Here is a 25,329-nt window from a genome sequence, read left to right on the forward strand (position 1 = left end):
TCCCCACAGCCACGCCGCCGATTCTGCTCTGAGCAGAGTCGGCGGCGTCGTCTTCCCCGCCTGGCCTAATTTGGAGTCATGGGAGTCGTCGCGATCGTCCGCACACCATTGCTCCGGGAAGCGCTCGGAGAACATCTGCGCAGCCTTCGGCTCCGGCGGGGCGAACGTCTGGCCGACACCGCCGCCCGCGCCGGAGTGTCGGTGCAGTATCTGTCGGAGATCGAGCGCGGACGAAAGGATCCCTCCAGTGAGATGATCGCCGCCGTGGTCGGCGCCCTGGACACCACATTGGGCGACGTGACCGTAGCGGTCGGCGAGCACCTCCGCGAGACGCAGCCGACCGCGACGGCCCCGGCGCCGTCGCGTCCGACCGCGCTGGCCTGCGCGGCCTGAGGTCACCGCTCGTCGACCACTTGATCGATCAACCCGTAGCCGACGGCGTCGGCGGCGGTGAACACCCGCGTGTGATCGGTGTCGGCGCGCAGTTCCGCCTCGTCGTGCCCGGTATGGCGCGCCAGGATTCGCTCCATCTGCGATCGCACGCGCACCAGTTCGTCGGCCTGGATGATCAAGTCGGGGATCGTGCCGCGTCCCTCCGCCGCAGGCTGATGCAGCACCAGCCTCGAATGCGGCGTCGCGGACCGCTTGCCCGGCGCCCCGGCCGCGAGGAGCACCGCTCCCACCGACACCGCCTGCCCCACGCACGTCGTGGCCACCGGCGGCCGGATGTACTGCATGGTGTCGTAGATCGCGAGCATCGCCGCCGGGTCGCCGCCTTCGCAGTTGATGTACAGCTCGATATCCCGGTCGGGGTTGTCGGCTTCGAGGTAGATCAACTGCGCGACGAGGGCGTTCGCGACGCCCGCGTCGATCGGAGTGCCGAGATAGACGATCCGGCTCGCGAGCAGATGCGAGTAGACGTCGGTGAACCGTTCGCCGGCGGGCGTCCGCTCGACGACGTTCGGGATCGGGTAGGAGCTCATCGCGCAGCCTTCCCCGTGAGGCCGAAACCGGTCCGATCGGCGTGCGGGACCACGTCCGTGAAGTTCCCGACCACCTCGTCGACGAAACCGTAGTCGCGTGCCTGCTCCGCACTGAACCACCGATCGCGGATCGAGTCCTCGAAGATCTGTTCCAGCGGGCGGCCGGTGTCCTCGGCGATCAGGCCCAGGACCGTGTCCCGCGTGTACCGCAGGTCGTCGGCCTGCAACTCCACATCGGCAGCGGTTCCGCCGATACCCGCCGACCCCTGGTGCATGAGGATGCGAGCGTGCGGCATGGCCCGGCGTTTGCCCCGGGCCCCCGCCGACAACAGGAACTGTCCCGCGCTGCAGGCGATCCCGAGAGCCAGGGTCGAGACATCGCACGGCACCACGTTCATCACGTCCCGGATCGCGAGCATCGCCGGAACCGACCCGCCGGGTGAGTGGATCCAGAGCGAGATGTCGGCGCTGTCGTCGGCCGCGGCCAGGGAGAGCATCTGCGTCGCGAGAAGGGTGCCGTTGTCGTCGTCCAACTGGCCGTCGAGTACCACGACCCGCCGCCGATACAGGTCTTGGCGGTCGTCGCGGGTGAAGTGTTGGGATTCATCGGGTTTCGTCATGGCACCAGCGTGCGCCGTCGGACGGTGCCGGTACATGCGGATCTGCCCGCAGCGGATCCGCCGACGGCGGACCCGGCCCCCGCGACCGTCGGCACGCAAGGCGAGACAGCGTGACCGTGGACACCGAAGCGGCGATGGAGAAGGATCTACAGGTGACGTCCATTTCAGCGACAGCCACCGCGAACGAAAGCGAGACCGTCATGCCCTCCTATTCCGCCGCGCCCGGCGCCCCGATCTGGTTCGACTTGATGACCAGCGACGTCGACCGCGCCTCCGACTTCTACGGCACGCTGTTCGGCTGGTCGATCGAGGAGCCGTCCCCCGATTTCGGCGGCTACCGCAACTTCACCGCCGGCGGGTCGCGCGTCGCCGGCCTGATGCCCATGAGCGGCTCCGACAACGGGCCCACGAATGTCTGGTCGGTGTACTTCCGCAGCGACGACGCTAGTGCCACCACCGACTCGGTGACCGCGGCGGGCGGCAGCGTGGTCGTGCCGCCGATGCCGGTCGGCGACATGGGGACCATGGCCGTGTATCTCGATCCGGCGGGCGGGGCGTTCGGCGTCTGGCAGCCCGGAACGCACCCCGGCTTCGTGCGGCGCGGCGAGCCCGGCACACCGTACTGGTTCGACGAGATGTCGATGGACTACGCCGCGTCATCGGCGTTCTACCCGCGGGTATTCGACTGGGAACTGGAGGAGATCGGCGGCGGCTCAGACGGGCCGGGCCGCTACGCGCAGGTGATGGTGACCGGCGGCGACGGCCGCGAAGGCACCGCCGGGATCATGGACGCGGCCGGGATGCTCGGCGACGGGCACCCGTCGTTCTGGCAGGTGTACATCACCGTCGACGACGTCCCCGCCACGCTCGCCGCTGTCGGGAGGCTGGGCGGCGAGATCCTGATGCCCGCCGATGACACGCCGTACGGCGTCCTCGCCTCGTTCAAGGACCCGATGGGCGCCGCCATCTGCGTCGCGACCCCGCCCGCCGGGATGTGACTCACGATCCGTTGCGGACCGAGTGTCGCCGCCGATAGCGTCCCAGACATGGCGAACGACTCTCTGCAACCCGACTGGACTCAGCACGGGGCGGCGTGGGCTGAACAGGACGCGATCTTCGATGCGATCTTCGCTCCGGCCACCCGAGCGCTCGTGGAAGCCGCCGACCTGACCGGCTCCGTTCTCGATGTGGGATGCGGCGGAGGCACGCTCCTGGAGGCGGCGGTCGCCGCAGGCACGGATGCCGTCGGCGTCGACATCTCGCCCGCGATGGTCGACGCAGCGAACCGTCGGGTTCCCGGCGCACGGGCTGTGGTCGCCGACGCGCAGACCGCGGATCTGCGCGGGCTCATCGGCGACCGCGGCTTCGACCGCATCGTGTCGCGATTCGGCGTGATGTTCTTCGACCGTCCGGTCGAAGCGTTCGAGAACATCCGCCGAGCGGCGGCGCCGGACGGTCGACTCGCGTTCATCTGCTGGCAGGAGGGCTCAAGCAACCGGATCTTCAGTCTCGGGACCAAGACACTCGTCTCCGCGCTCGACGAGCCGCCGGAACGTCCGGCGCCGGGCACTCCGGGCCCGCTGGCCTTCGACGACCGCGACTACCTCCGATCGATTCTCGACGGTTCCAGTTGGTCGGAGATCTCCATCGACCCCTTCACATTCGAGAGCGACTACTCGACTCCCGACGGCGCGGGCGGTCGCACGGACGGGGTCGAAGAACGTCTCGCCGTCATCCTCGCCACCAGCAGCGGACAACTCGTCTCCGACCGAGTCCGCGGCACGCTCGGCGAGGCGGGCTGGGCCGAACTCCTCGACCGCGTCCGGGCCGATCTGCGCGCCAACCTCGTCGACGGTGCGGTGAAGCACCCGAATCACTGCTGGCTGGTGACGGCCGCCGCCTGAGTCACGGCCACCGTCAGTCTCGAGCCGCCCTTTCAGTGCGAACGTGTTCTAGTTTAGGCTGTTCTGCAACACGTTCTACTTTGGCGCGATGAGCGCAGCATGCAGACGAAGGGCAGGAAATGACCACCGAAGCCATGAACACCGAAGCCGGCGAGCCGGAGACGTTCGACGTCATCGTGGTCGGTGCCGGCGGCGCCGGTCTCGCGGCCGCGCTGACCGCGGCCAGCAAAGGCCTCAAGACCGTCCTCATCGAGAAGTCGCCGTACTGGGGCGGATCCACGTCGCGGTCCGGTGGTGGCGTCTGGATTCCGAACAACTCGATCCTGCGCCGAGACGGCGTCGAGGACACCCCCGAGGAAGCACGCAAGTACGCCCACGCCATCATCGGCGAGCACGCTCCCGCCGAGCGGATCGACACCTACATCGACCGCGGACCGGAGGCTCTCGACTATCTGATCGCCCATGCACCACTGGAACTCGAGTGGGTCAAGGGATACTCGGACTACTACCCCGAGGCCCCCGGCGGTCGTGCGATGGGACGTTCGGTGGAGCCCAAGCCGTTCGACGCCCGACGCCTCGGCGACGATCTCGCGACGCTGCATCCCCAGTACACCAAGGCACCGCTGAACATGGTCGTCCTGCAGTCCGATTACCGCTGGCTCAACACCGGATTCCGGCACTGGCGCGGCCCCGTCCGAATGGCGAAGGTCGGTGCACGCTTCTTCTGGGCCCGCAGCCGCGGCAAGAAGATGATCGCCATGGGAGCCGCCCTGGCCGCGGAGCTGCTGCTCGGTTGCCGGCAGGCGGGCGTCGACATCCGGCTCAACACTCCGTTGACCGATCTGGTGACCGACAACGGCGCCGTGGTCGGAGTCAAGGTAGGGACGGGTGACGGCGCCGCCACCGAACTGCGTGCCCGTTACGGTGTGATCCTCGGCAGCGGCGGCTTCGAGCACAACGCCGAGATGCGCGCGAAGTACCAGCGCGCGCCGATCGGCAGCGAGTGGACCACCGGTGCACCGACCAACACCGGCGACGGCATCAACGCCGCGCTCGCGGTCGGCGCCGACGTCTCCCTGATGGACGACGCCTGGTGGGGACCCACCATTCCGCTGCCCAAGGGTCCGTGGTTCGCGCTCTCGGAACGCTCGGTGCCGGGCACCTTCATCGTGAACACCCGGGGCGAGCGCTTCATGAACGAATCGCTCCCCTACGTCGAGGCCGTCCACCAGATGTACGGCGGCCAGTTCGGCCAGGGCGACGGCCCAGGCGAGAACGTGCCCGGCTGGCTCATCTTCGATCAGCGCTGCCGCAACCGATACCTGTTCGCAGGCGTCACCGCACGACAGCCGCTGCCGAAGAGCTGGCTCAAGTCGGGCGTCGTCGTGAAGGCCACGACCATCGCCGAGCTCGCCGAGAAGACCGGCCTGCCCGCGGACAAGCTGCAGGCCACCACCGAGCGCTTCAACGGATTCGCCCGCAGCGGCAAGGACGAGGACTTCCACCGCGGCGACAGCGCCTACGACCACTACTACGGCGACATCACCAACAAGCCCAACCCGAGCCTCGGCGTCGTCGACAAGGCGCCCTTCTACGCCGTGAAGATGGTTCCGGGCGATCTGGGCACCAAGGGCGGCGTCAACACCGACACCGCGGGACGCGCACTGCGAGCCGACGGCAGCGTGATCGAAGGCCTCTACGCCGCGGGCAACACCAGCGCGCCGGTGATGGGCCATACCTACGCCGGTCCCGGCGCCACGATCGGCCCGGCCATGGTGTTCGGATATCTCGCCGCGCTCGACGCCGTCGAGAAGGCCAAGAACGCCACCGTCTCGCACGCAGGAGCCTGATTCATGCCCATCGATCCCTCAGTCGCCGCCGGCGCCGACCTCGGTGAAGTGACGTTCTCGTGGACGCCGCGCGAAGTGGCGCTCTACAACCTCGCCGTGGGCGGGGCCCACGACCCGTTGGACACCGCGGGTCTGCAGTACGTCCACGACTCGGAGCCGAAGGTACTGCCGTCGTTCGCCACCGTCGCGGCGACGTTCAACGCCACCGAGGCACCGAAGGTGTCGTTCCCCGGAGTGGACATCGACCTGTCGAAGGTGGTTCATGGCGCCCAGCAGGTGCGGGTGCACCGGCCGCTGCCCGCGACCGGCACCGCGACCACCCGCACGCGCATCGCCGAGGTGCAGGACAAGGGCTCGGCCGCGGTCGTCATCCAGGAATCGGTCACTCGCGACGAGAACGGCGAGCCGCTCTGGACGGCACGATCGTCGATCTTCGCCAAGGGCGAGGGCGGATTCGGCGGCGAGCGCGGCTCGTCGACCCGGGTGGATCTCCCCGACCGCGCCGCCGACCGCGAGATCCTGGTGCCGACCCAGCCGAACCAGGCGCTCCTCTACCGACTGTGCGGTGATCGAAACCCCCTGCACAGCGATCCGGAATTCGCGTCCGAGGCCGGCTTCCCGCGGCCGATCCTGCACGGGCTGTGCACGTACGGCAGCGTCTGCCGGGCCGTGGTCGACGAGGTCTTCGGCGGCGACGTCTCGGCCGTGGCCGATTACGGTGTGAGCTTCGCCGGAGTTGTGTTCCCCGGCGAGACGCTCCGAGTCCGCGCCTGGGAAGATGGCGACCGACTGCTCGTGGCCACCACCGTCGTCGACCGCGACGACGCACCGGCCCTGAGCAACGTCGTGTTCATCGAATCCTGACCGAAAGGCTCTGCATGACCGCCTCGCTCCTGCCCCTGCTCGACGCCAACCGCGAAGCCATGGCTTCCGACTTCGCCGACGTCATCGACGCGGAGGTGAAGAAGCAGTCCGGCCTGTCGGGCGCGGCGATCAAGACCGCGTACTCGGCGGCTCAGAAGTTCAAGCCGGGCGTGGTCCAGGTGGCGACGAACAAGATGCTGCCCGACTTCATGAGCGCGCTCTCGCCGCTGTGGGATTCGAAGCCCGCGGGCACGCCCTTCGGCGCCCACCTGGCAGCCAACGGCGACCAGGCCGCCGAGGCGCTGCTCGCCGTCACCGACGGACAGGCGCAGAGCGCCCCGTCGGTCCTCGCCAAGGCGTACAAGAGCGTCCGTGGCAAGGCCAAGGGCCACGTCATCGACGCTCTGTACCCGGTGGGCGCGGTCGTCGAGAAGTACGCGGGCTAGTTCAGTGACGACGCGAGCGCGGCTTGATCGTGAAGACGATCAAGCCGCGCTTGCGACTATCAGGAGCAGGACGGTGAGGATCGCGGCGAGAACCGCGACCATCGCGAGCAGACGCCAGATGTGGATTCGGCCCTGCCGGATCTCGGTGACGCCGGACGTCAGCTGGTTGGAAGCCATGGTGATCAACTCTCCCTCGAGATCGTGATCTGTTGTCCGTGTGACCAATGTGTCACAAGTTACAAAAGAAGGCGATGAACAGACTGTGCGTGTCGGGCAAAGAACCAGCAACGATTCGATGACCTTCGCGACGGCGTGGCTGATCCTCGTCGCCTGTCTGGCGGTGAGCCTGGTGGTGGCGGCGATGGCCGCGCTCAACACCGCGCTGCCCGACATCGCCCGCGCCACCGGCGCCACCACCGCGCAGATGACGTGGATCATCGACGGCTACACCTTGGTACTGGCCGCGCTGCTGCTGCCCGCGGGTGCGATCGGCGACCGGATCGGACGCAAGCCGGTTCTGATGATCGGTCTGGTGGTCTTCGGAATCGGCTCACTGGCCGCGGTCTGGGTGGACACCCCCACCCAGCTCATCCTCACCCGCGTGGTCGCCGGAGTCGGCGCCGCGATGATCATGCCGGCCACACTGTCGCTCATCACGGCCGGTGTCCCCCGTGAGAAGCGCGCGCTCGCGATCAGCATCTGGGCCGGCGTGGCCGGGGCCGGCGCGATAATGGGCTTCTTCGTCACCGGGGTTCTGCTCAACTTCTTCGGATGGCATTCGGTCTTCATCACGTTCGCGGCGTCGTCGGTGGCCACCCTCCTGCTCACCGTCACGATCGGCAGTTCGAAGGACGACGCCCCGGGACGGTTCGACTACATCGGCTCGCTGACGTCGATGACCGCGATCGCCGCCGTCGTCTACGGCCTGCTCGAGGCGCCGCATCGGGGATGGACGAACCCGCTCATCCTGATCTGCCTGATCGGTGGCGCGGCGATGATCGCCGCGTTCATCGTGATCGAACTGCGCAGATCCTCGCCTCTGCTCGACGTGAACCTGTTTCGCAACCGCGCTTTCGCCGCCGGTTCACTGTCGGTGGCGCTGCAGTTCCTCGCCTCCTTCGGCGTCTTCTATCTGCTGCTCCTGCAGTTGCAGCTGGTGTTCGGCTACTCGGCACTCAAGTCGGCGGTCGCGCTGTTCCCGATGGTGGTCGGCGTCGGCGTCTTCGCCATGATCGGGAACCTCGTGGCGGTCCGCTACTCGCTGCGCGCAGTCCTCGCCACCGGCATCGCGATCGCCGCGGCCGGCGTGCTCGCGCTCGGGATCGTCGACGCCGACGTGTACTGGAAGCTGGGCGTGATGCTCGGCGTGTGCGCTGTCGGTATCGGGCTGGCGACGGCCCCGTCCACCACCGCGATCATGTCCAATACCCCGTTGGAGAACCAAGGCGTCGGATCGGCTGTCAACGACACCGCCCGCGAACTCGGTGCGGCGATCGGTATCGCCCTGGCGGGCAGCATCCTGGCGGCCGGGTACGACAGACGCATCACCGGCACCGCGCAGGACGTCCACGACCAGCTGGCGACGATCGACCCGGACGCCGCCGAACGCGCCGCCGACGGGGTGCGCGGCTCGCTGGCGGGTGCCGTGGAGGTGGCCGGTCACCTGCCACCGCAGGCGTCTTCGCTCGCCGAGAAGATCACCGAGGGCGCGTATGCGGCGTTCCTGCCTCCGCTGCAGTCCGCCTGTCTGGTGCTCGGTTCGATCCTGCTCGCGGGCGCGGCCTTCCTCGGCTGGTTCGCTCCTCGCGCGGTCCTCGCACCCGAACCCCGCCTCGACGACTGAGCACCTCCGTCCGCCGGGGCCTCTCGCTTCGACGGTCGCCGAGGGGCAGACTGGACTCATGCGCTTCTCGTTCCGCCGGCACCGACCCGTTCAGATCGCAGGCACCACCGTGGCGATCACCGGCGCCGCGCGGGGTATCGGCTTCGCGATCGCCGACCGGTTGACGGCCCTCGGCGCTCGCGTGGCGATCGGCGACCTCGACGCCGACGCGGCTCACCGTGCGGCGGACAGACTCGGCGGAACCGCCCGCGGCTACCGCCTGGACGTCACCGACGACGACTCGTTCGCCGCCTTCCTGGCCGATGCGGCAGCCGACCTCGGTCCGATCGACGTGCTCGTCAACAACGCGGGCGTGATGTGGGTCGGCCCCTTCGACACCGAACCCGCGGTCGCCGCCGAGCGGATGGTGGCCGTGAACCTGCTGGGAGTGATCCGCGGTGTGCGCCTGGCCGCGCCGGAGATGCGGCACCGCGGACGCGGCCACATCGTCACGGTGGCTTCAGCGGCGTCGCGTCTCGCTCCGCCGGGCGAATCCTCTTATGCCGCAACCAAACACGGGGTTCTCGGCTACCTCACCGGCGTACGGGAGGAACTGCGCGGCACCGGCGTCGCGATCACCGCGGTGATGCCGACCGTGGTCGACACCGAGTTGGCGGCCGGGACCTCCTCGGGATCGGTGAAGCGGCTGAGTCCGGACGACGTCGCGGCCGCGGTGGTGTCGGCGATCGAGACCAGGCGCTTCCAGGTATGGGTGCCGCGGACCGTCGGAGCCCTGGTCGCGATCTCCGGCGTTCTGCCGCAATCGGTGCGCGACCGCGCCCTGCGTGCCACGGTGCCGAACCAGGTCGCCGCGGTGACGGGATCCTCGGTGCGGTCGGCGTACGAGAAGCCGCTCACGGACGGCGAGTGACGTCCGGCCGATGACATGACGGAGAGGATCGTCCGAATCGACCTGCTCCTGCGGGTAATCTGACGGGCATCGCAGGGGCACCGACCTTCAGGGGGCACGGATGAAGTGCACCTTCACGGCCGACGCGCGAGCGTTCACGATCACCGCACTGGCACTCCTGACGGCAGCGGCGCTGTCGTCATGCACACCGGGCGACGAGTCCGCACCGACCAGTTCGCTGAGCGGCATCTCGGCCATCGCACCGCCGCCGACGCGCACCTCCACCGTCATCGTCACGTCGATCCCGCTCACCGGCGAGACCACCTCGTCGGCCACCACCGTCGACACGGCCCCCTACGCCGTTTCCGGGCAACCGGGAAGCTACCGATGGAGCGATGCGCGAGATCCCCTTCGCGAATGCGTACTGCAGCCGGCGGGGTCCGGCCTGCCGCAGCGCATCACCTGCGCCGCCCCTTACCCCGAGGACGCGCCGAGTATCCGCATCGGCGCATTCGACGGGCCACCGAACGCGATCACGTTGACCGCGCAGGGAACCGAACCGACGATCACCGAAGGCGGGCCGACCCCGGCCCCCGCGCTGACGGCCGGACACCGGCTGACCTTCGGCGACCTCTCGTGCACCGCGCTCCCCGGCGACGCGATCACGTGCACCTCACCGGACGGCTGGTTCACCGTCGCGAACGGCGTGCTGACCACGTCCTGAGCGGATCAGCCACGGCGGTCGGCGTAGACGGCCTCGTAGCGCTCCTTCTCCAGATCGGCTCGCGCCTGCTGTCGCTGGGTCAGCGGGGAGTTGCCGAGCCCGTGCTTACGCATGCGGAGAACCCGGTTCTGATCCATGTACGACGCGGAGAAGATCAGCGCGAGCAGCACCGCCAGCAAAACCATCAGGCCGCGGATCCACATCTCGCCGCCGAACGCGAAGAACATGACGAGGTAGAGCGGCAGAAAGCAGAACTGCGAACGGATCAGGTGACGGAGGGTCGCGGTCCGGCCGGTGAGGTCGTTGCGCACCCACTCGCGCTTCGACTCGGGGAGCGTGCCCCCGTAGGCGTAGACAACCCATTGAATCGGATTCGGGCGACCGCTCATCCTGAAAACCTCCGTTGTTAGATCGTGCACTACTCAATATTGCACTATCTATCACGCGATTCAATAGCGCCCTATGAAATAGTCGTAGACTCGTGTCATGGCCCACATCCCCGGTAATCCCCTCCTGCTGGAACGGCAGGTCTGCTTCGCGCTCGCCCTCGCCAACCGATCGGTGCTCCGGGTGTATCGACGGCTGCTGGAGCCGCTCGGTCTCACCCACCCCCAGTACCTGGTGATGCTGGCGCTGTGGCAGCACGCACCGCTGCCGGTCAACGAGATCGGCCGGTTACTGCAGCTCGACTCGGCGACCCTGTCCCCGCTGCTCAAGCGACTCGAAGCCGACGGCGTCATCGAACGACGACGCAGCGACGACGACGAACGCAAGGTGGAGATCCATCTCACCGAGGCCGGTGTGGCACTGCGCGAGCAGGCACTCGAGATCCCGCCGCAGGTGGTCGACGCCCTGGGCGGAGACCTGGAACTGCTCGGCGAACTCCACGCCGTTCTGACCAAGGTGAACGCGGCTGCGGTGGCCGCCGAAGCCAGGTGACCGGAGATCACCGACCGCGACCGACGCAGTCGTACACCGCCGCCAGATACTCGTTGGGCTTCGCAGCGCCGACGAGTTCCGGCGACATCTTGTTCATCACGTAGGCCACGGCGAGGTCGCGGTCGAGATCGGCGACCACCACCGAACCGCCGAACCCGGTCCACCAGCAGACCCGTCCCTCCGGGACGCCTGGCATCACCGCACCCGGAAGCGCCCAGCCGAGACCGAAACGCACCGGTACACCGAGGACTCTGTCGACGCCGTCCGCCTGGACGTCGAAGATCCGCTCGAGAGTGGTGCGCGACAGCGCCGCTCGCCCGCCGACGGCACCGCCTCCGGAGACGAGCGACGCGAGCCGAGCCACCGACCGGGCGTTCCCCTGGCCGTTCGCCGCTCCGATCTCGGCCGCGAGGAAATCGGGGTCGGTGACGATCGACGGCGCGAACGCCGGGTTCAGGAGCGTTCGGCAGATCAGGCTGTCGGGCGGAATCGACGAGTAGTCCGCCGCCGCGGATGACGGAGCGACCATCGAGGCGAACCGCTCCGGCGCCTCGTCCGTCACTCCGATGCGGTAGTCGGCGCCGAGCGGACCGGCGAGTTCCTCGGCGAAGAACCGTCCGAGGCTCGAGCCGGTGACACGCCGGACCACCTCCCCGAGCAGGGTCCCGAAGGTGAGCACGTGGTAACCCGAACCCGCGCCGGGCGTCCACCAGGGCTCCTGCGCGGCCAGCAGTGCCGCCGCCTCCTCGTGCGAGTAGATGTCGCTCAGGCTGATGTTCGCATCCCAGCCGGCGACGCCGCTCGTATGTCCCAGCACCTGCCGGACCAGGACGTTCTGCTTGCCCGCCGCCCCGAACTCCGGCCAGTAGCGGGCGACCGGCGCATCGAGATCCACCTCCCCGCGATCAGCGAGCAGCAGGACCGCGAGCGCCGTCATCGTCTTGGTCAGCGAGTACGTGTTCGCGAGGGTGTCGCGTTCCCACACACGTCCCGAGGGCACGTCGGCCGTGCCGCCCCAGAGATCCACGACCATGTCGTCACCGGACACCACAGCGAGGCAGGCACCCACCTCATCGCCCGACTCGAGCTTGGCGGCGAACAGATCCCGCACCGGCTCGAATGCGGACACGCACGTTCCCGAGACCGTCATCGTGCTGCGGCCACCGGGTGCTTGGCGCGTTCTCGCCCGGCCGCGAGTTCGGCCAGCAGATCCACTTTGTACCGCGCGAAATCGACCTGAATCGTGTGGCGCGGCGCGTTGTAGTACTGCCCCAGGTGACGACGCTCGTCGTCGACGATCGCCTTCCGCATCTCGGCGCGGGACGGCAACGCATACCGGCCCAGAAGATGATCGGCGATCAGTTTGCTCTGCTGCTCGGCCAGATTGACGATCGTGGGAGACGACTGCGCCAGGCCGGCGTAGTACAGATCGTCGACGTCCGGATGAACGATCCGCTTGAACAACGGGAAACGATGCTGCGCATCGGGCATCAGCGCGGGATCGTCGAAGAACGGGAACGCCATGCGATAGCCGGTCGCCATCACGATCACGTCGACCGTCACCCGGCGGCCGTCGGTCAGGATCACGGCGTCACCGTCGAGACGCTCGATCGCAGGTACGCAGGTCAGGTCACCGGAACCGGACTTGGCCAGGAAGTCGATGCTCACCGAGGGGTGCGCCGACAGCGGTTCGTGATCGGGCTCGGGCAGACCGTAGTCCTGCATCCTGCCGATCGACTTCTTGATCGACCGTCGCGCGATCGCCAGACCCAGCTTCTTCGGCATCCACGGCGGCATCATCATCTTGTCGGCGGGCTTGCCGCCGCGGTACTTCGACAGCACCCATACGCCACGCCGCGCCGAGACCCAGACGTGTTCGGCGACGGAGCGGTTGGAGAGTTCGGAGGCGATGTCGAGCGCCGAGTTGCCCATCCCGACCACCATCACGCGCTGACCGTGCATGTCGATCGGAGCGAAAGGGCTGCGGTAGTCGTGGCTGTGGATGATCTGCCCGTCGAAGCTGCCGGGGTACTCCGGGACGAACGGATTCCAGTGGTGACCGTTGGCGACCACCAGGGCACCGTACTCGCGGCGCTCCCCGGTGCTCAGGGTCAGCGTCCAGCCGCCGCCCGGTTCACGGTCGGCCTTCTCCACCGCCGTGTTGAACGTGATGGTCTCGCGCAGCCCGAAGTGGTCGACGTAGTCGCGGAAGTACCGGTGCATCAGCGTGTGGTGCGGAAAATGCGGCCAGTCGCGCGGCGCCGGGTAATCGTCGAACTCCAGCCGGCTGGTGGACGTGTCGATGTGGAGCGACTGGTAGCAGGCCGACATTCCGTTCGGGTTGTCGTAGTACCAGTTGCCTCCGACGTCGTCCGACATCTCGAAACAGTCGTACTCGATGCCTTCGTCCTTGAGTCGCTTGGCCGTGGTGAAGCCGGAGCAGCCGGCACCGATGATGGCGACGCGATCGCGTGTCATGCTCTGTCCTCTCGTCAGCGGCCGTACGTGTCGACCGTCACAGACCCACCGTAGGGATCTCACTGACACGTGTCTAGTCAGTGGTCACATTGTCAATCGAGATGAGCGGCGAGCATCATGGTCTTCATGCGGGAGGACACGGTCGGGGCGCAGCGGCCCAATCTGCGGGACGAACAGAAACGCCGAACCCGGCTGGCCCTGCTCGAGGCCGCGCGCGGTCTGTTCACCGAGAACGGCTACGCCGACGTGACCGTCGACGACATCACCCGAGCGGTCGGATGCAGTCGTGCCACGTTCTACCTGCACTTCACCAACAAGACGGACATCCTGGCGAGGATCAGCGCCGAGACCATGCAGCAGCGCGCAGCGTCGGTGTACGGCGACCTGGACGCCGTCCTCCGCGACGGTTCACGAGCGGCGTTCACCGCGTGGATCGAACGGGCCCTCGAGTGGTTCGACGCCAATCGCGACATCCTCCCGGCCTGGGACGAGGCCCTCTCCGCCGATCCCGAGTTCCGGAGCGTGGGCCGCGCGTCGATCACCGCGTTGACCGATGCGATGCCCGACTACCTGTCGCGGTGGCCGGACGACCGCCGGGAAGAGGCCCGCTTCCGCATCGAACTGCTCGTGACCCAACTGGAGCGGTACTTCACACGCTCCACCGTCCAGCGAACCATCGAGTTCGCGCCGGACCGAGCCGCCGACGTCCTCACCGACATCTGGTACCCGGCGCTCCAGCCTCCCGGCACCCGCTGAATCTCGGATGCGCCGAGCACCCGACACGAGTAGCCTCACCGTCGTGGATTGCGAGATCGAGGTCGACAGGGCCTGAAGCCGGTTCTCCGGCACCAGTGTGTCCTCATCCGCCTCGCCGGCGCATCACCTCGCGCGGCGACTCTCGTGAATCGAGCTCCACCATGCCTCACACATCCACCACGCCTGAATCGTCCGTCACGATCGTCTCGCTCTCGTTCTCCTGGCCCGACGGCAGCGTCGCGCTGTCGGGCGTCGACGGCTCGTTCGGCGCCGGCCGGACCGGTCTCGTCGGCCGCAACGGCTCCGGCAAATCCACCCTGCTCCGGCTCATCGCCGGGAGGCTCACGCCGTCGTCCGGCCGGATCGAGACCGCCGGCGACGTCGGTTACCTGCCGCAGACCCTCACGCTGACCGGCGACTCCACCGTCGCCGAACTCCTCGGCATCGCCGACGTACTCGAAGCGCTGCGAGCGATCGAGTCCGGCGACGCGGATGCGCGCCACTTCGAGACGATCGGTGATGACTGGGACGTCGAAGCGCGCGCGGCCGAATCGCTCGATCGTCTCGGATTCTCCGCCGCCGACGTCGACCGTTCGGTCGCGGAACTGTCCGGCGGGGAGGCGATGCTGATAGCGGTGGCCGGTCTGCGGATGCACCGCACGGCCATCACTCTGCTCGATGAGCCCACGAACAACCTCGACCGCCCGACGCGCGCTCGCCTCGCTGAGATGATCGACGACTGGCCGGGTGCACTGATCGTGGTGAGCCATGACCTCGAACTCCTCGAACACATGGATGCGACCGCCGAACTGCACGACGGCGTGCTGGAGACCTTCGGCGGTCCCTACAGTGCGTGGAAGGCTCACGCTGACCAGGAGCAGGCTGCCGCAGTACAGGCCGCCCGAGCGGCGCAACAGGTGTTGAAGACGGAGAAGCGGCAGCGGGCGGAGGCTGAGACCAAGCTGGCCAGGCGTGAGCGGACGGCGAAGAAGGCCCAGCGCGACGGCGGCGTCCCGAGGATCGTCGCGGGCATGCTCGCCGACAGCGCGCAGGGATCGGCCGGTGCCATGCGCTCGGTACTCGACCAGAAGGTCCGGGTCGCGCAGGCCGCACTCGACGCGGCCGACGCCCGGGTTCGCGACGACGACCGCATCAGTCTCGACCTTCCCGACCCGGCGGTCCCGCGAAGCAGGCGCATCGCCGAACTCACCGCCGGCGAGCGGTCGGTGTTCGTCCAGGGACCCGAACGCCTGGCCATCGTCGGACCGAACGGGTCGGGCAAGTCGACGCTGCTCGGGCACATGATCAGCGGCGCCGAACCCACTGCCGGCCGCCCCGGCGGACGCCTGTTCACCGACCGTGTCGGCGTCCTCCCCCAGCGGCTCGACGGTCTCGACGAGAGTGCCGGCGCACTCGCGAACCTCCAAGCCGCCGCACCCGGCACCGCCACCGGCCAGATCCGGAATCACCTGGCGCGGCTCCTCCTGCGTGGCGACACCGTCGACCGGCCGGTGTCGACGCTCTCGGGCGGCGAACGGTTCCGCGTCTGCTTGGCGAAGCTGCTCTTCGCCGATCCTCCGCACCAGGTGCTCGTTCTCGACGAGCCGACCAACAATCTGGACACGACGAGCGTCGACCAGCTCGCCGTCGCTCTCAATGCTTACCGCGGTGCCCTGATCGTCGCCAGCCACGACTACCCGTTCCTGAACAGGCTCGGCCTCGACACCGTCGTGGAACTGCCCGGGGACGGGACCCTGAGGCAGCGGGACGATCTGCCGGAGTGAGACTCGATCCTCAATGAGACACGACCACCTGATACCCGGCGAGGCACGCGACAACGAGAAGGACTGGGAGGAAGTAGAGCATGAATGAAGCAATGAGAATGCTGGACCCGATGACGAGGCAGGCGATGACGGAGAACGCGGGCGTTCGGATCCCCAGCGCCAACACGCATGCCAATGGCGGCACAGAGGCCCTGACAAGGAAGTAGCCGCCGTAGAAATCGAGAACGCTTCCCTTGCAATCGGGATCGCTCGCGTTCCATACCTCACAGTCGGTGACTTGCATCAGGGGCTCTGCTGCCGCGAATACAGCGGTAAGAGTAGCCAGCAAGAGTGCAAACAGCCATGCCCAAGCGATCCCGGGACCTCGGGTACGAGCGAACCAGGTATGCCGCGGGTAATCAGCCCGTCGTTGGTGCATTCAGTTGAACCGATCGCCGTCTATCGTGATTCGATGGCTTCGCAGGGTGGGCCAGGACTCAAGAGAACGGCTGAGAACAATCTCCTCAGCACGAGCCGAATCTGCGCCGATATACGTCGAGTCCAGCTCGACGTTCGAGCATACGAACCAACTTCGGTCGACGGCCCACCACATGTTCGGACGGATCCCTTCAAGTACCTCTGACGCACGGCCCACATCCCCCATGGTGAGGTAGTAGTTGAATGCACCGATCCGGACGGTCGGACACATCGACGAAATCTCTTGAAACGCCGTATTTCCTTCCCAGAAGGCAAATACACAACGGGTGTTCAGTCCGCGCCCCAGATGATGTGCGATCTCGTCGGTCACCATCGGCCGAAGAGAGTTAGTTCGATGAGGGCCTTCATTCCACCATCCCCCGCGGGGTTCGAATTCACCCTGCGAAATCTTTGACCATTGCATCTCGGCATGAGCTACCTTGCCATTGACTCGCGCAACGTCGGACCATCGATAGTTCCCGATCAGAGCACCGTTGACGACCCTTTCCGCTGGGTGCAACACACGAAGATACCTCTCGTATCCGCCGGGGACAAGTGATCCGACAGTGCCCGAGTATGGCTGAAAGAGCAGCGAATCAACCCATTCAGCCACTTCGGTATCGTGAATCACTTCATCTCGAGCCCACTCAGAAGCCATTGGCTACTCCCCTCGGCAACTGTCTACTTGGAGCGTAGTCCGATTCGAGTACGGACTTGTCCGCTTGGGAGCGAGAACTCGGCTACTGGCTGTGGCCTTGCCCTCTTGAGTGGAGCCGGTGAACGAGACGTTATCGACGCCGGAGAAACCGCGCCGACGTCGAGCGTGCTGCGCAGAGGTTCTCGACGCGGCGTGCAATAATCTGGCCGGCAGATCGCGCGTGGATCCTCACGAAACGTTGACTACGCCTTCACTTCCATAGTGATCGATGGAGACGATGCCCTCACCGAGATGGCTCGTGGCCCGCGTAAACGCGCCCTGTCGACATATGGCTGGTCGAAGGCGTGGACGATTCGCAGTTGCTCACATCGACGCAAGGCTACCAATTCTACCCAGGCGTAATTCCTCCTGGGCGACTACTCCTGGTCAAGACGGACATATCGGAGGATCGTAGGGATGCGGCGCTTCCCTACGAAGGGAACGATGACCTGTGAGTCGTAGATGTGGGCGACATGAAAGACAGTTCGCCGTCCGATCGCCGATCCGCCTACCCCGAACGCTCCCCCGGTTTCACTGACCGTCAGCGACGTCCCCGGCGGGCGGGACGTCCGAGGCCAGCCTCGATCGGATCACGCCGCCCTTGAGCGCATCGATGTCGACGATCACCTGACCGCCGTACGGTTTGGTGGGAAGCTGATCCATCCGCAGTCCGTCGAGCCCGATCGCGCCGGCCGTCCCCTCCTCCAGAACGGCCGGCGCACGGCGACGCCGAGTCTTCACCCGAGCCACCTGCACCAACACGACGCTGTCGCCGATCACCAGCGAGGCCGCCGCACCGGTCACCACCGTCCCGGACTCCACGGTCCCGGTGAACAGCCGTCCCTTGCCCGTGACGGTGAACATGTCCTCGATCCGGAACTGGAACGGTCCGACCACGTCCGCTTGGGCTGCCGCAGACTCCGACTGCCGGTTGAAGAATCGCATCCTCCGACCCTAACGATCCGAGACGCCGCGAGGAACTAGCTGCTGGGTCGCAGCTGACTCGGCAGAATCTTGTCCTTCTGATCCGGGCAGAACGCGGGAATGGCTGCGCCGACCACCGCGGCGGCCTGCCCCTTGCCTCCCGCCTCGGTGTTCATCGAATCGATGACCTCCATCATCGACTTGCCCGACGCCAGTTCCGAACACGCCTTCTTGCCTGCCGCGACGGCCGCGTCGTCGTCCTTGTACGACGACCCCGACGATTTCACCACCTGGAGATAGACGCTGGTCCGCGCCTCCGACGTCGACTCGTTGGAACTGCTGTTGCTGCTGTCATCGCCGCTGCACGCGGAGAGGAAGACCGCGCCCGCGACCAGCGGGGCGATGACGAGGTATCGAAGTCGCATGAACAGTCCGTTCGGTCGTGGGTGGGTGCATCGAGCGGTCGTCTTGAACAGTATCGCCCGACAGGCCTCACGTCAGCGGACCCTCACACCGCATCGAGGACGAGGCATGAGGGTCCGCTGACCGACGAAAAGAGCTAGACGGCCGCGCCTTCTTCAGCGGCGGTGGCCTTGGCCCACTTGTAGTCGGCCTTGCCGGCCGGCGTCCGCTTCACCTCGTCGACGAAGACCACCGTGCGCGGAACCTTGTAGCCGGCCAGCGTCTGGCGGCAGTGCTCCTGGATCTCCTCGAGAGACGGCTCGTCGAAGCCCTCGTTCAGCGACACGACTGCGGCGACGCGCTGGCCGTACTTGGGATCCGGTGCAGGCACCACGAGGGCGTCGGCCACGGCCGGATGCGCGTGCAGAGCGCCTTCGACCTCTTCGGCGTAGACCTTCTCACCGCCGGTGTTGATGCACTGGCTGCCACGGCCGAGGAAGACGATGCTGCCGTCCTCGCGCAGGTACCCCATGTCGCCGAGCACCGAGATGCGTGTGCCGTCGGCCAGCGTCGGGAAGGTCCGCGCGGTCTTCTCCGGATCCTTGTAGTACCCCATCGGGATGTTGCCGATGCGGGCGATGTGACCGACCTCGTTGGGAGTGGTGATCTTGTTGAACTTCTCGTCCACCACCATCATCCGGTCGGTCGGCGGCACCATGAGGTTGCCGTTCTCGTCCATCTTGATCTCGCCGTCGTTGCCCGACTCCGAGGCGCCGAAATTGTCACGCAGCATCAGATCCGGCTTCACCGCGAGCATCCGTTCCCGGACGCTCTGACTCCACAGCGCGCCGCCCGAGGTGATCGAGAACAGGGTCGAGAAGTCGGCGGTGTCCTTCTGCTTCTCCATCTCGTCGGCCAAGGGCATGCCCATCGCATCGCCGACGATCAGAATCATCTGCGTCTTGTCCCTGCCGATGTTGCGAACGATCTTGGCGGCGTCGAAGTCGCGCTCCAGGATCAGACGCCCGCCCAGCGAAATGAACGTGAACAGCGAGTACGAGGCGGCTCCGTGCATGAGCGGCGCGGCGATCAGGAACGACAGCGACGGGAAGTTCTGGACCTCCTTGGCCAGCTCCGCGAGATCCGCGCGCGGCGGTCCGTAGGGGTTGCCGCCGGAGATCGGCTTGCGGAAGAAGTCGTCATGCTGCCACATGACGCCCTTCGGATAACCCGTGGTGCCGCCCGTGTAGATCAGGTACAGCTCCTCACCGGTCCGCTTCTCGAAGTCGCGCTCGGTGGACCGGGCGATGTAGCCGTTGAAATCGACGATCTCGACGGTGCGGCCGTCGAGGGCGGCCGCCGCGGCGGTCAGCTCGTCCACCGCCTCTCCGATCACGAAGACGGTACGCAGTTCGGGCAGCGAAGCCATCAGGTTCGCGACGCTGCGCTGATGTTCGGGAAGCTCCACGACGATGGCGGCCGAGTCGGAGTTGTCGAAGATGTACTCCAGCTCGGAGTCGGTGTAGCGGTAGTTCACGTTCACCGGCACCGCACGGACTTTGATGAGGCCGATCAGCGAGGTGACGTGCTCGACGCTGTTCTTCAGGAACAGCGCGACGTTGTCGTCCTTGCCGACCCCGTGCGCGGCGAAGTGATGCGCCACCTGATTGGCGAGCCTGTCGAGATCGGCGTACGTGTAGTCGTGGCCCTCCCAGGTGAGGACCACGCGCTCGGGAACAGCGTCGACGACGGTCTCGAAGACGTCTGCGAGGTTGAACTTCATCTTTGTTGATCTCCTTGGGAGGGAACCGACGGGGTCGGGGTCAGGCGGACAGGATCAGGCCCGAGGTGGGCACGCCGGTGCCCGCGGTGACGAGGACGTGCTCGGCGCCGTCGACCTGGTTGACGGAGGTACCGCGCAGCTGACGGACCCCTTCGGCGATGCCGTTCATACCGTGGATGTACGCCTCGCCCAGCTGGCCGCCGTGTGTGTTGAGCGGCAGCACACCGCCCACTTCGAGTGCACCGGGCTGTGAGACGAAGTCCTTCGCCTCGCCGCGTCCGCAGAAACCCAGTTCCTCGAGTTGAATGAGCGTGTAGGGCGTGAAGTGGTCGTACAGCACCGCCATGTCGATGTCGGACGTCGTGAGTCCGGACTGCGCGAACAATTGCCGCCCGACCAGTCCCATCTCCGCCAGCTCGGGCAGCGCGTCCCGGTAGTAGCTGGTCATGATGAACTGGTCGGTACCGCTGCCCGATGCGGCACCGGCGATCGTCACCGGCTTCTGCTTGAGGTCCTTCGCACGCTCGGGCGACACGACGACGATGGCGACGCCGCCGTCGGACTCCTGGCAGCAGTCGAGCAGATGCAGCGGCTCGGCGATGTAGCGCGAGGCCTGATGGTCTTCGAGGGTGATCGGCTTGCCGTAGAAGAAGGCGTTCGGATTGGTCGCCGCGTGCTTGCGGTCCACCACCGCGATGCGCCCGAAGTCCTCGCTCGTGGCCCCGTACTCGTACATGTACCGCTGCGCGACCATCGCGACGAACGCCGCGGGCGTCGAGAGTCCGTGCGGGTACGAGAAGGCGTTGTCGGTGCCCGACGAATTCTCCTGGTTGGCGACAGCCGCGTTGACCTGGCCGAATCGGTTGCCCGACCGCTCGTTGAAGGCGCGATAGGCGACCACCACGTCGCATACGCCGGTGGCGACCGCCATCGCCGCCTGCTGCACCGTCGACGCCGCGGCGCCGCCGCCGTAGTGGATGCGGGAAAAGTACTTGAGTTCGGGGATGCCCGTCGCCCGCGCCACCGCGATCTCCATATTGGTGTCCATCGTGAAGGTCACCAGGCCGTCGACGTCGGTGGCGCACAGGCCGGCGTCGGCCAGGGCCGCGTTCACGCACTCCGCGGCCAGCCGGAGTTCGCTGCGGCCCGAGTTCTTCGAGAAGTCGGTGGCGCCGATCCCGGCGATCGCGGCCTTGCCGGAGAGCGTCCGGTCCGTCATCACGCCTCCTCGCGGGTGAAGGTGACCTTGGAGATCACGTGCTTGCCAAGAGAATTGGTGCCGGTCACCGCGACAGTGACGGCGACGTCGTCCACCTGCGTCACCTCACCGGTGAAGGTGAGCGTGTCGTAGGCGTACCAGGGCACCCCGAGCTTGAGTTCGATGGCGCCGATCCGCGCCCGCGGACCCGCCCAGTCGGTCACGAAGCGCTCCACCAGACCGGTGTCGGTCAGGATGTTCACGAAGATGTCCTTCGAGCCCTTCTGCTGGGCCAGGTCTCGATCGTGATGGACGTCCTGATAGTCGCGGGTGGCGATCGCCGATGCCACGACGAATGTCGGCGACGCGTCGATCACCAGCGGGGGCAGCGTCTGGCCCACCTGGATGGTCTGCACGGTCACTTCGCCGTCTCCTTCGCTCGCCATGCATAGAGCGACCACGGCTCGCCGCCGGAGTCGTCGTCTCCCGGGAAATCGAGGAACTCCACCTCGACGGGCATTCCGATCCGCACCGCGTCCGGATCGACGCCGCGCAGCTGTCCCAGCATGCGGACGCCCTCGTCGAGCTCCACGAGCGCCACCACGAAGGGCAGTTCCCGTCCCGGGACCCGCGGCGCGTGGTGGACGACGTAGCTGTACACGGTGCCGGTCCCGGCCGCGACCACGTAGTCGGTGTCGGGGTACTCGCCGTCGGCGCCGCGTTCGGTCCAGACCGCGGGAATCGGCGGATGCCGAAGCGAGCCGTCCTGCACCTTCTGAATGCGCAGTTCGTGGGCGGCCACGCCGTCCCAGAAGAAGCGGGTGTCGCGCGAGGCCGACGGTCGAATGAGCTTGGTGGGATCAAGACCGGCGAAGTCGGCGGTCTGCTCCCGCGGTGTCTCCGACACCGGTGCGGCGGGACGGAACTTGAGGATCCGGAAGTCCATCTCGGCGACGGTCTCCTCGCCCACACGCCAGGTGTTGCGCGTGGTGAAGAACCAGCCCTCCCCGAGCGCGGTCTGCTTCGGCCCCACCACCTCGGTCAGTTCCGAGGTGATCGTCACCTCCTCACCCGGACGGGTGTACCGGTGGTACACCGTGTCGCAGTTGGTGGCGACCACCGAGGTGTAACCGGCCGCGTCGAAGAGTTCAGTCGCCAGACCCAGCGGATCGTCGCCGGTACGGACACCGTGCAGCCCGCGCATCGTCCACACCTGCGCCATCGCCGGGGGCGCCACGACGCCGGGATGACCGGCGGCGCGCGCTGCGGTGTCGTCGACGTAGATGGGGTTCTCGTCGCCCATCGCCTCCAGCCAGTTGTTCACCATCGGCTGGTTGATCGGGTCCCGGCCGGTCCGGGGAGCGCTGGCGCCCCGGGCGGCGATCTCAGCCGCCGCGGCACGGATCTGCTCAGGCGTCGACTGCCCGGTGATCGCCTCTCGGGTGATCGTCATCCCGCCCCCCTATCGCTTCGTCCGCGGCAGGCCGAGGCCGGCCGTGCCGATCATGTCGCGCATCACCTCGTTGACACCGCCGCCGAAGGTGATGACGACGTTGCGCTTCGCCTGCATGTCGAGCCATTCGGCGAACTCCGACGTGACCGGTTCGGTGAAGTCGCCGAAGCGTCCGACGACGTCGTCGATCAGCCGGTAGATCGTCTGAAGCCGCTCGGTGGAGAAGACCTTCGTCGCCGCGGCATCCGCCATGGAGATCTCTCCGTTCGACGCGACCTGCCAGTTCAGCAGCTCGTTGAGCCGCTCGTATGCGCCGATCTGCGCGAGGAGCCGTCGCACCTGCTCCTGCTCGATCACCGGGGCGCCCTCGTACTGGGCGGACCGGGCCCACGCGCGCAGCCGGTCCTCCAGCCCGCCGATGCGCCCCGACGGCCCGAGCATGACGCGCTCATGATTGAGCTGGGTGGTGATCAGCTTCCAGCCGTCGCCCTCCTCCCCGACGCGCATGCTCGCGGGCACGCGGACGTCGTTGTAGTAGGTGGCGTTGACATGGTGCGCACCGTCGGCGGTGATGATCGGCGTCCAGGTGAACCCGGGATCCTTCGTGTCGACGATGAGGATCGAGATGCCCTTGTGCTTCGGCACCTCGGCATCGGTGCGGCAGGCGAGCCAGATGTAATCGGCGTCGTGGCCGCCGGTGGTGAAGATCTTCTGACCGTTCACGATGTAGTCGCCGGTGGCCGGATCGACGACGGCCCGCGTGGTCAGCGAGGCGAGGTCGGTACCGGCGTCGGGTTCGGTGTAGCCGATCGCGAAGTGCACCTCGCCGGCGAGGATCTTCGGCAGGAAGAAGTCCTTCTGCTCCTGAGTCCCGTAACGCTGCAGGGTGGGGCCGACAGTCTGCAGAGTCACCGACGGCAGCGGAACGTCGGCCCGCACCGCCTCATTGGTGAAGATCTGCTGTTCGATCTCGCCGAAGCCCTTGCCGCCGAACTCCTTCGGCCAGCCGACACCGAGCCAGCCGTCGGCGCCCATGCGGGAGATGACGTTGCGGTAGCTCGGACCGTGCCGCTCGGTGCGCATCGTGCGCTCCTCGTCCGGGCTGATGAGGCCGGCGAAGTAGGCGCGCAATTCGTCGCGCAAGGCGATCTGCTCGTCGGTGAACGCTACGAACATGCGAGCGCCTCCTGTCCGGCGGGAACGGTCTCGTCGGCCAGCTTGTCGAGCGTGGCGTGTGCGCCGCCCGCCAGACGAGCGGCGTCCTTGACCAGTGAGAAGTAGCGGTGCAGCGGGTAGGTCACGTCCACGCCGACGCCGCCGTGCAGGTGCGTCATGGTGCGCAGAGTGGCCGGCAGTTCGGCGGCGATCCAATACATCGCCGTGGCGAGATCCTGCTCGGGATCGACTCCGTTCGCGATGTCCCACGCCGCCGCCGTGGCGACCAGATTCATGGTCCGGGAGATCACATAGACGTCCGCCAACTGCTGGCCGACGGCCTGGAATCCGGCGATCGGCTTGCCGAACTGGTGGCGGGTCGAGACGTGCTCGGCGGTCCGCTTGACCGCGCCGGCCACCAGTCCGTCGACGTACGCGGCGAACAGCGCCCGGTACGCGTCGACGGCCGGGCGGGGATCGTCGGCGACGACGTGCGAGTGCGGCACGGCGACACCGTCGAACACGACCGTGTACTCGCCCCAGCCCGACGACGCGGTGGTTCGGCTGATCTCGACGCCGGCGGCGTCGGGCGTCACCACGGCGACGCCTCTGTCGGCCACCACCAGCAGCGCCGATGCGCCTTCGGCCGCGAGCACGCCGGTCTTGACGCCGTCGAGCCGGGCCCCGTCGACGGTGTCGGTGAGCGTGACCGTCGGGGCCTCACCCAGTGCGCGACCCCGTTCGCCGATCGCGACGGCGTGCCAGCCGCCCTCGGCGATGGCGCGAGCGTGCTCGGCCGCCGAGGACGACCGAGCCAGCACCAGTCCGGAGACCAGGGTCCCGATCAGCGGAGCCACGACGGCGTCGTGACCCGCGCGGGTCAGCAGCGGCACCAGCGAATCGATCGCCAGCCCGTCGCCTCCGAGCGACTCGGGCAGCGGAAGCACGGTGACTCCGGCTCCGGTGAGCGCCTCCCATGCGGCGGCATCGAAGCCGCCGGCTCCTTCGGTGAACTTGCTCTCCCAGTCCGGCTGCAGTCGGCGCATCACCTCGTCGGCGACGTCGCGGACCGCAGCAGCGGTGGGCTCCAGGGTGAAATCCACCCGGCTCCTCCTCCAGCAGTATTAGAACTTGTTCTAGTTTATCAGAGACCCAGAGACCGGTGTCACATCTTGCCGATG

28 protein-coding genes are annotated in these 25,329 nt (G+C 67.3%); 12 read left to right on the forward strand and 16 right to left on the reverse strand.

What is annotated here, in order from left to right; all coding sequences use genetic code 11:
• Positions 1-78 precede the first annotated feature (78 nt).
• Positions 79-393 (forward strand): helix-turn-helix domain-containing protein, encoded by a 315-nt coding sequence (locus Y710_RS01210; RefSeq protein WP_006897263.1) that lies wholly within the window; start codon positions 79-81, stop codon positions 391-393.
• 2 nt (positions 394-395) lie between these two features.
• Here Y710_RS01210 and Y710_RS01215 read toward each other — a convergent pair whose 3' ends face one another.
• Both Y710_RS01215 and Y710_RS01220 read right to left on the reverse strand, forming a co-directional pair.
• Positions 396-983, reverse strand: coding sequence for a ClpP family protease (locus tag Y710_RS01215; protein ID WP_006897264.1), 588 nt, complete (start codon positions 981-983; stop codon positions 396-398).
• Entirely contained in the window at positions 980-1,603 is a 624-nt protein-coding gene (locus Y710_RS01220; RefSeq protein ID WP_006897265.1) for a ClpP family protease, read from the reverse strand. Before Y710_RS01220 ends, Y710_RS01215 begins: the two co-directional genes overlap by 4 nt.
• Positions 1,604-1,803: 200 nt before the next feature.
• On the opposite strand from Y710_RS01220, the gene Y710_RS01225 reads away from it, so the two are divergent.
• From Y710_RS01225 to Y710_RS01245, 5 genes are all read left to right on the forward strand, one after another.
• Positions 1,804-2,601, forward strand: a complete 798-nt coding sequence (locus tag Y710_RS01225; RefSeq protein WP_062366120.1) for a VOC family protein — start codon at positions 1,804-1,806, stop codon at positions 2,599-2,601.
• Between the two features lie 48 nt (positions 2,602-2,649).
• Positions 2,650-3,507, forward strand: a complete 858-nt coding sequence (locus Y710_RS01230) for a class I SAM-dependent methyltransferase (protein WP_062366005.1) — start codon at positions 2,650-2,652, stop codon at positions 3,505-3,507.
• A gap of 119 nt (positions 3,508-3,626) precedes the next feature.
• Positions 3,627-5,357, forward strand: coding sequence for a 3-oxosteroid 1-dehydrogenase (gene kstD, locus Y710_RS01235; protein ID WP_039867740.1), 1,731 nt, complete (start codon positions 3,627-3,629; stop codon positions 5,355-5,357).
• A gap of 3 nt (positions 5,358-5,360) precedes the next feature.
• The gene (locus Y710_RS01240) at positions 5,361-6,221 is read left to right on the forward strand and encodes a MaoC/PaaZ C-terminal domain-containing protein (protein ID WP_062366007.1); all 861 of its coding nucleotides are present in this window, start codon (positions 5,361-5,363) and stop codon (positions 6,219-6,221) included.
• Between the two features lie 14 nt (positions 6,222-6,235).
• On the forward strand, positions 6,236-6,667 hold the full coding sequence (locus Y710_RS01245; RefSeq protein WP_045537469.1) for a DUF6918 family protein: 432 nt from the start codon (positions 6,236-6,238) through the stop codon (positions 6,665-6,667).
• A gap of 39 nt (positions 6,668-6,706) precedes the next feature.
• On the opposite strand, the gene Y710_RS18640 is transcribed toward Y710_RS01245, so the two are convergent.
• The gene (locus Y710_RS18640) at positions 6,707-6,844 is read right to left on the reverse strand and encodes a hypothetical protein (RefSeq protein ID WP_156150444.1); all 138 of its coding nucleotides are present in this window, start codon (positions 6,842-6,844) and stop codon (positions 6,707-6,709) included.
• A 118-nt stretch (positions 6,845-6,962) separates the two neighbouring features.
• On the opposite strand from Y710_RS18640, the gene Y710_RS01250 reads away from it, so the two are divergent.
• The 3 genes from Y710_RS01250 (at position 6,963) to Y710_RS01260 (ending at position 10,123) form a co-directional block, all read left to right on the forward strand.
• Positions 6,963-8,510 (forward strand): MFS transporter, encoded by a 1,548-nt coding sequence (locus Y710_RS01250; protein WP_045537471.1) that lies wholly within the window; start codon positions 6,963-6,965, stop codon positions 8,508-8,510.
• Between the two features lie 58 nt (positions 8,511-8,568).
• The gene (locus Y710_RS01255) at positions 8,569-9,420 is read left to right on the forward strand and encodes an SDR family oxidoreductase (protein ID WP_045537473.1); all 852 of its coding nucleotides are present in this window, start codon (positions 8,569-8,571) and stop codon (positions 9,418-9,420) included.
• A gap of 100 nt (positions 9,421-9,520) precedes the next feature.
• Positions 9,521-10,123: a hypothetical protein gene (locus tag Y710_RS01260; protein ID WP_045537475.1), complete on the forward strand. Its 603-nt coding sequence runs from the start codon at positions 9,521-9,523 to the stop codon at positions 10,121-10,123.
• A gap of 5 nt (positions 10,124-10,128) precedes the next feature.
• Here the strand turns inward: Y710_RS01260 and Y710_RS01265 are convergent, their stop codons facing one another.
• Positions 10,129-10,512 (reverse strand): DUF5313 family protein, encoded by a 384-nt coding sequence (locus tag Y710_RS01265; protein WP_045537477.1) that lies wholly within the window; start codon positions 10,510-10,512, stop codon positions 10,129-10,131.
• Between the two features lie 97 nt (positions 10,513-10,609).
• Here Y710_RS01265 and Y710_RS01270 point away from each other — a divergent pair, with 97 nt between their 5' ends.
• On the forward strand, positions 10,610-11,062 hold the full coding sequence (locus Y710_RS01270; RefSeq protein ID WP_045537479.1) for a MarR family winged helix-turn-helix transcriptional regulator: 453 nt from the start codon (positions 10,610-10,612) through the stop codon (positions 11,060-11,062).
• A gap of 7 nt (positions 11,063-11,069) precedes the next feature.
• On the opposite strand, the gene Y710_RS01275 is transcribed toward Y710_RS01270, so the two are convergent.
• Both Y710_RS01275 and Y710_RS01280 read right to left on the reverse strand, forming a co-directional pair.
• Positions 11,070-12,212 (reverse strand): EstA family serine hydrolase, encoded by a 1,143-nt coding sequence (locus Y710_RS01275; protein ID WP_045537480.1) that lies wholly within the window; start codon positions 12,210-12,212, stop codon positions 11,070-11,072.
• Positions 12,209-13,540 carry a flavin-containing monooxygenase gene (locus Y710_RS01280; RefSeq protein ID WP_045537482.1) on the reverse strand — a complete coding sequence of 444 codons (1,332 nt, stop codon included), beginning with the start codon at positions 13,538-13,540 and terminating at the stop codon, positions 12,209-12,211. The genes Y710_RS01275 and Y710_RS01280 overlap by 4 nt, the downstream gene beginning before the upstream one ends.
• Positions 13,541-13,657: 117 nt before the next feature.
• On the opposite strand from Y710_RS01280, the gene Y710_RS01285 reads away from it, so the two are divergent.
• Entirely contained in the window at positions 13,658-14,296 is a 639-nt protein-coding gene (locus Y710_RS01285) for a TetR/AcrR family transcriptional regulator (protein ID WP_006897282.1), read from the forward strand.
• A 161-nt stretch (positions 14,297-14,457) separates the two neighbouring features.
• Complete coding sequence (locus Y710_RS01290; protein ID WP_045537484.1) at positions 14,458-16,080, forward strand: ABC-F family ATP-binding cassette domain-containing protein; 1,623 nt, start codon at positions 14,458-14,460, stop codon at positions 16,078-16,080.
• 10 nt (positions 16,081-16,090) lie between these two features.
• Here Y710_RS01290 and Y710_RS19015 read toward each other — a convergent pair whose 3' ends face one another.
• The 10 genes from Y710_RS19015 to Y710_RS01340 form a co-directional block, all read right to left on the reverse strand.
• Positions 16,091-16,363 (reverse strand): hypothetical protein, encoded by a 273-nt coding sequence (locus Y710_RS19015; RefSeq protein WP_006897284.1) that lies wholly within the window; start codon positions 16,361-16,363, stop codon positions 16,091-16,093.
• Between the two features lie 135 nt (positions 16,364-16,498).
• Complete coding sequence (locus tag Y710_RS01300) at positions 16,499-17,194, reverse strand: hypothetical protein (RefSeq protein WP_062366009.1); 696 nt, start codon at positions 17,192-17,194, stop codon at positions 16,499-16,501.
• Positions 17,195-17,764: 570 nt separating this feature from the next.
• Positions 17,765-18,178, reverse strand: coding sequence for an elongation factor Tu (locus tag Y710_RS01305; RefSeq protein ID WP_231875645.1), 414 nt, complete (start codon positions 18,176-18,178; stop codon positions 17,765-17,767).
• Between the two features lie 35 nt (positions 18,179-18,213).
• Positions 18,214-18,582 (reverse strand): DUF732 domain-containing protein, encoded by a 369-nt coding sequence (locus Y710_RS01310; protein ID WP_045537488.1) that lies wholly within the window; start codon positions 18,580-18,582, stop codon positions 18,214-18,216.
• 134 nt (positions 18,583-18,716) lie between these two features.
• Positions 18,717-20,342 carry an AMP-binding protein gene (locus tag Y710_RS01315; RefSeq protein ID WP_045537490.1) on the reverse strand — a complete coding sequence of 542 codons (1,626 nt, stop codon included), beginning with the start codon at positions 20,340-20,342 and terminating at the stop codon, positions 18,717-18,719.
• Between the two features lie 40 nt (positions 20,343-20,382).
• A complete protein-coding gene (locus tag Y710_RS01320; RefSeq protein ID WP_045537492.1) occupies positions 20,383-21,561 on the reverse strand; it encodes a lipid-transfer protein in 1,179 nt (392 codons plus the stop codon).
• A complete protein-coding gene (locus Y710_RS01325; RefSeq protein WP_269430968.1) occupies positions 21,561-21,956 on the reverse strand; it encodes a MaoC family dehydratase in 396 nt (131 codons plus the stop codon). The genes Y710_RS01320 and Y710_RS01325 overlap by 1 nt, the downstream gene beginning before the upstream one ends.
• A gap of 2 nt (positions 21,957-21,958) precedes the next feature.
• Complete coding sequence (locus Y710_RS01330; protein WP_045537496.1) at positions 21,959-22,993, reverse strand: bifunctional MaoC family dehydratase N-terminal/OB-fold nucleic acid binding domain-containing protein; 1,035 nt, start codon at positions 22,991-22,993, stop codon at positions 21,959-21,961.
• Positions 22,994-23,002: 9 nt separating this feature from the next.
• Positions 23,003-24,169 carry an acyl-CoA dehydrogenase family protein gene (locus Y710_RS01335; protein WP_006897292.1) on the reverse strand — a complete coding sequence of 389 codons (1,167 nt, stop codon included), beginning with the start codon at positions 24,167-24,169 and terminating at the stop codon, positions 23,003-23,005.
• Positions 24,160-25,251, reverse strand: a complete 1,092-nt coding sequence (locus Y710_RS01340) for an acyl-CoA dehydrogenase family protein (protein ID WP_006897293.1) — start codon at positions 25,249-25,251, stop codon at positions 24,160-24,162. The genes Y710_RS01335 and Y710_RS01340 overlap by 10 nt, the downstream gene beginning before the upstream one ends.
• Positions 25,252-25,329: the final 78 nt, after the last annotated feature.

Source organism: Gordonia sp. QH-12, from assembly GCF_001578675.1.
Lineage (GTDB): Bacteria > Actinomycetota > Actinomycetes > Mycobacteriales > Mycobacteriaceae > Gordonia > Gordonia sihwensis.

Coding starts and splice junctions, on each gene's coding strand:
- Y710_RS01210 (WP_006897263.1), top strand. CDS start 79: ATGGGAGTCGTCGCGATCGTCCGCACACCATTGCTCCGGGAAGCGCTC.
- Y710_RS01215 (WP_006897264.1), bottom strand. CDS start 983: ATGAGCTCCTACCCGATCCCGAACGTCGTCGAGCGGACGCCCGCCGGC.
- Y710_RS01220 (WP_006897265.1), bottom strand. CDS start 1,603: ATGACGAAACCCGATGAATCCCAACACTTCACCCGCGACGACCGCCAA.
- Y710_RS01225 (WP_062366120.1), top strand. CDS start 1,804: ATGCCCTCCTATTCCGCCGCGCCCGGCGCCCCGATCTGGTTCGACTTG.
- Y710_RS01230 (WP_062366005.1), top strand. CDS start 2,650: ATGGCGAACGACTCTCTGCAACCCGACTGGACTCAGCACGGGGCGGCG.
- kstD (WP_039867740.1), top strand. CDS start 3,627: ATGACCACCGAAGCCATGAACACCGAAGCCGGCGAGCCGGAGACGTTC.
- Y710_RS01240 (WP_062366007.1), top strand. CDS start 5,361: ATGCCCATCGATCCCTCAGTCGCCGCCGGCGCCGACCTCGGTGAAGTG.
- Y710_RS01245 (WP_045537469.1), top strand. CDS start 6,236: ATGACCGCCTCGCTCCTGCCCCTGCTCGACGCCAACCGCGAAGCCATG.
- Y710_RS18640 (WP_156150444.1), bottom strand. CDS start 6,844: ATGGCTTCCAACCAGCTGACGTCCGGCGTCACCGAGATCCGGCAGGGC.
- Y710_RS01250 (WP_045537471.1), top strand. CDS start 6,963: ATGACCTTCGCGACGGCGTGGCTGATCCTCGTCGCCTGTCTGGCGGTG.
- Y710_RS01255 (WP_045537473.1), top strand. CDS start 8,569: ATGCGCTTCTCGTTCCGCCGGCACCGACCCGTTCAGATCGCAGGCACC.
- Y710_RS01260 (WP_045537475.1), top strand. CDS start 9,521: ATGAAGTGCACCTTCACGGCCGACGCGCGAGCGTTCACGATCACCGCA.
- Y710_RS01265 (WP_045537477.1), bottom strand. CDS start 10,512: ATGAGCGGTCGCCCGAATCCGATTCAATGGGTTGTCTACGCCTACGGG.
- Y710_RS01270 (WP_045537479.1), top strand. CDS start 10,610: ATGGCCCACATCCCCGGTAATCCCCTCCTGCTGGAACGGCAGGTCTGC.
- Y710_RS01275 (WP_045537480.1), bottom strand. CDS start 12,212: ATGACGGTCTCGGGAACGTGCGTGTCCGCATTCGAGCCGGTGCGGGAT.
- Y710_RS01280 (WP_045537482.1), bottom strand. CDS start 13,540: ATGACACGCGATCGCGTCGCCATCATCGGTGCCGGCTGCTCCGGCTTC.
- Y710_RS01285 (WP_006897282.1), top strand. CDS start 13,658: ATGGTCTTCATGCGGGAGGACACGGTCGGGGCGCAGCGGCCCAATCTG.
- Y710_RS01290 (WP_045537484.1), top strand. CDS start 14,458: ATGCCTCACACATCCACCACGCCTGAATCGTCCGTCACGATCGTCTCG.
- Y710_RS19015 (WP_006897284.1), bottom strand. CDS start 16,363: ATGCAAGTCACCGACTGTGAGGTATGGAACGCGAGCGATCCCGATTGC.
- Y710_RS01300 (WP_062366009.1), bottom strand. CDS start 17,194: ATGGCTTCTGAGTGGGCTCGAGATGAAGTGATTCACGATACCGAAGTG.
- Y710_RS01305 (WP_231875645.1), bottom strand. CDS start 18,178: ATGCGATTCTTCAACCGGCAGTCGGAGTCTGCGGCAGCCCAAGCGGAC.
- Y710_RS01310 (WP_045537488.1), bottom strand. CDS start 18,582: ATGCGACTTCGATACCTCGTCATCGCCCCGCTGGTCGCGGGCGCGGTC.
- Y710_RS01315 (WP_045537490.1), bottom strand. CDS start 20,342: ATGAAGTTCAACCTCGCAGACGTCTTCGAGACCGTCGTCGACGCTGTT.
- Y710_RS01320 (WP_045537492.1), bottom strand. CDS start 21,561: ATGACGGACCGGACGCTCTCCGGCAAGGCCGCGATCGCCGGGATCGGC.
- Y710_RS01330 (WP_045537496.1), bottom strand. CDS start 22,993: ATGACGATCACCCGAGAGGCGATCACCGGGCAGTCGACGCCTGAGCAG.
- Y710_RS01335 (WP_006897292.1), bottom strand. CDS start 24,169: ATGTTCGTAGCGTTCACCGACGAGCAGATCGCCTTGCGCGACGAATTG.